At 63.1% G+C, this 3,468-nt stretch carries 3 protein-coding genes; 2 read left to right on the top strand and 1 reads right to left on the bottom strand.

Annotated elements, in window-relative coordinates; genetic code table 11:
• On the bottom strand, positions 1–1,215 hold a 1,215-nt coding region (locus EN884_RS30095), incomplete at its 3' end, for an efflux RND transporter periplasmic adaptor subunit (protein ID WP_128360918.1).
• A 145-nt stretch (positions 1,216–1,360) separates the two neighbouring features.
• Between EN884_RS30095 and EN884_RS30090 the strand changes: the two genes are divergently transcribed.
• Together EN884_RS30090 and EN884_RS30085 are read left to right on the top strand one after the other, a co-directional pair.
• A complete protein-coding gene (locus EN884_RS30090; protein WP_024503025.1) occupies positions 1,361–1,894 on the top strand; it encodes a TetR/AcrR family transcriptional regulator in 534 nt (177 codons plus the stop codon).
• A 124-nt stretch (positions 1,895–2,018) separates the two neighbouring features.
• Positions 2,019–3,468 (top strand): inorganic phosphate transporter (locus EN884_RS30085; protein ID WP_164895240.1); only part of this gene is annotated, 1,450 nt, incomplete at its 3' end.

Below are 3,468 nucleotides of genomic sequence, written 5' to 3'. Positions count from 1 at the left end.
CTTCAGCCCCTCGACGATCTCGACCATGCCTTGATTGCGGCGGCCGGGCTTGACGAACACCTGCGACAGCACGAGCGCGGGCTTGTCACCTTCCGCCGCCGGCTTGGCCCCATCGGCAGCCTTGTCAGTTGGCTTTGCCGCATCGGCGGCAGGCTTGGCTGCATCAGCCGCCGGCTTCATGGCATCGGCCGGCTTGGTGTCCGCAGGCTTGGCGTCAGCCGATTTGTCGGCTGCCGGCGCAGCGGGTTTTTCCTCCGGCTTGGCAGCTGGCGCTGTCTCGGCGGGCTTGGCTGGCTGCACCACGAAGATGTAGTCGCCATAGAGACTTGTCGTCAGCGCCGTCTGCGGCAGGGTCAGCACGTTCTGCTCTTCGGGCAGCTCGACACGCACCTGCACGAACTGGCCGGGGGTCAGCTTGCCATCGGGATTGGCGACTTCCGCCCGGATGTTCACCAGCCGGCTGGACGAGTCGATCTTCGGGTCTATGCCACGAATGGCGCCTGCGAATGGCCTGTCCTCGCCGCCAAAGCCCAATCGAATCGTCTGGCCGATCTTGAGCAAGGCGAGTTGCTGTTCGGGAACCGTGAAATCGACCCGCATCGTGTCGAGGTCCTGCAATGTCACCACGGCGGTGCCGGGCGCCAGATACTGGCCGACATCGATCTTCGGGATACCCACCGTGCCGCCGAAAGGCGCCGTCAGCTGCTTCTGGTCGAGCACGGCCTGCAGCTTGGTGACTTGGGATGCCGAGGCCGAGGCCGCCGCACGCGCCGTGTCCAGCGTCGAGTCGGAGCCAACGCCACGCCTGGTCAGTTCGATGGCGCGGGCAAGTGAGGTCTGGTCTAGCGCGGCCTGCGCCTTCTGTGCATCGAGGTCGGCGCGCTCGACGGCGTCATCGAGTTGCAGCAGAACCGCATTGTCCGCCACCTTCTGGTTGGCATGGAAAAGGATGTCCTTGACGATACCGGTAGTCTCGACCGTCAGGTCGACACCGCGCACCGCCTTGACCGTGCCGATCGCCTCGACGCCTGGCGTCCAGGCCGAAGGCTTGGCGATGGTCGTCGAAACGGTTGCCGCCGGCGGCTTCATCGATGCGAAGTACTGCTTGATGCCGTTGTCGCGCAGGAAGTTGAAGCCGACGATGCCGCCGACCACGACGACGAGCAGGGCCAGAACCAGAACAATGATAAAGATACGGAGTATGCGCTTGAACAAGGAAGTCCCCTCAGTCGAAATCCGGCGCGAAGCGCGGATATCGGGACACATACCGACTGCGGGTCCCGATTTCAAATAATGGCGGTCTTCCTGTACCGTCTGGACGGTCTTGTCAATTGGGCCTAAGCTTGCGATGGGAGGCACCATGAGAGCCCAAAGACCGAATTCGCGCGAGAAGATTCTCGCCGCGGCGGCTGATGTTGCCCGGGAATCCGGACCAGGCAGCCTGTCGCTGGATGCCGTCGCCAGCCGTGCCGGCGTGTCGAAGGGAGGGCTCCTCTACAATTTCCCGACCAAGGCCAAATTGATGCAAGGTTTGGTCGAAGGCTATCTGCGCGAGTTCGAGCACGCGCTGGAAGCCGCCAGCACAAATGACAAGGACGAAAATCCCCTGGCCGTCTACATCAGGCTGTCGGCCAATGATTGCGAGGAAAAGCAGCCGTCGGCGTCCTGGATCTTCTCGGCCATCGCCGAGGATCCCGATTTCATGATGCCGATAAAGACCTTCAAGCGGCAGCTTTTCGAGCGGCTGAAGGGCGAGACGCCGGATCTCAAATCGCTGTTGATCTGCTATCTCGCCATCGAGGGATTGCGCAGCATGAACCTCTTCGATTCGGATGTCCTGTCGAAAGACGAGCGCCAGTTGTTGGTATCGTCGCTGCTCGAGATTGCCAAATAGGCGCCGCCCACCCGCTTTTCGGCAGGCCTGTTCGTGAACGCGGCGTTCGCCGGCGTCACACAGGGTTCATCGTGCGGACATAGCGTCTTCCCAGTTCTTTGCTGCAATGCATCTGGAGTGGGACATGGTGGACATAGTTTCTAGCGAGGCGGGCATTCCGAGACCGGATCATCCGCTGGATCAATCGGGCAGCGCGAAGTGGTTCCTGCCGGCCTTCGGCGTGCTGGTGCTCGTCGGCATCGCCTATGTCGGCTACGCGCTCAGCCAGGATCTTGCGGTGGCCAAGACCGTGCCGTGGATCCTGCTTGGCATCGCCTTGCTGATCGCGCTCGGCTTCGAGTTCGTCAACGGCTTCCATGACACCGCCAATGCGGTGGCGACGGTCATCTACACGCGCTCGATGCCGGCCGAATTCGCCGTCATGTGGTCGGGCGCCTTCAATTTCCTCGGGGTTCTCACCTCCAGCGGCGCGGTCGCCTTCGGCATCCTGTCGCTGCTGCCGGTCGAGCTGATCCTGCAGGTCGGCTCGTCCTCGGGCTTCGCCATGGTGTTCGCGCTGCTTGTGGCGGCGATCCTGTGGAATCTCGGCACCTGGTTCCTCGGACTGCCGGCGTCGAGCTCGCACACGATGGTCGGTTCGATCATCGGCGTCGGCCTTGCCAACCAGTTCATGGCGCCCGCCGGCAGCGCCACCAGCGGCGTCGACTGGTCGCAGGCGACCAATGTCGGCGTCACCCTGCTGGTGTCGCCGATCATCGGCTTCTTCGCCGCGGCGATCCTGCTCTATGTAATGAAGCTGCTGGTGCGCAATCCGGCGCTCTACGAGGCGCCGAAGGGCAACACGCCGCCGCCATGGTGGATCCGTGGCCTGCTCATCTTCACCTGCACCGGCGTCAGCTTTGCGCACGGCTCCAATGACGGACAGAAGGGCATGGGCCTGATCATGCTGATCCTGATCGGCGTCGTGCCGACGGCGTATGCGCTGAACCGCACCCCCGACATCAACTATCTCGAAGCCTACAAGTCTGCTTCGGTCAGCGTCGAAACGGCGCTGGGCAAATATGCCAAGCCCGGCGTCACCGTCGCCGATGCCAAGGCCGCCGTCCAGGATGCCGTGCGCACCAGGACATGGAGCGACCAGACGACGGTTGCGCTGCAGACCTACATCCACAACACGACGGCTGGCCTGCAGCCCTATGCCTCGGTCGAGACGGTGCCGACCGATCTGGTCAGCAACGCCCGCAACGACATCTATTTGATCGGCGAAGCGCTCAAGCTGATCGACAAGAAGCAGCTGCTGCCGATGGAGGCGGCCGATCTGAAAGCGGTCACCGACTATCACAAGGCCGTCGACAACGCGACGAAGTTCATCCCGATCTGGGTGAAGGTCGCCGTCGCGCTGGCGCTCGGCCTCGGCACCATGGTCGGCTGGAAACGCATCGTCGTCACGGTCGGCGAGAAGATCGGCAAGAGCCATCTGACCTACGGCCAGGGTGCGGCGGCCGAACTCGTGGCGATGGTGACCATCGGCATGGCCGATCGGCTGGGACTGCCGGTGTCGACGACTCATGTGC

The sequence above is a fragment of the Mesorhizobium sp. M7A.F.Ca.AU.001.01.1.1 genome (assembly GCF_004022735.1).
Classification (GTDB): Bacteria; Pseudomonadota; Alphaproteobacteria; order Rhizobiales; family Rhizobiaceae; genus Mesorhizobium; species Mesorhizobium ciceri.
The sequence above is the reverse complement of the archived record's forward strand: the minus strand, read 5'-3'. Positions and strand labels throughout refer to the sequence as shown.

Excerpts from the sequence above, each read along its gene's own strand:
- EN884_RS30090 (WP_024503025.1), top strand. The coding sequence starts at position 1,361 with ATGAGAGCCCAAAGACCGAATTCGCGCGAGAAGATTCTCGCCGCGGCG.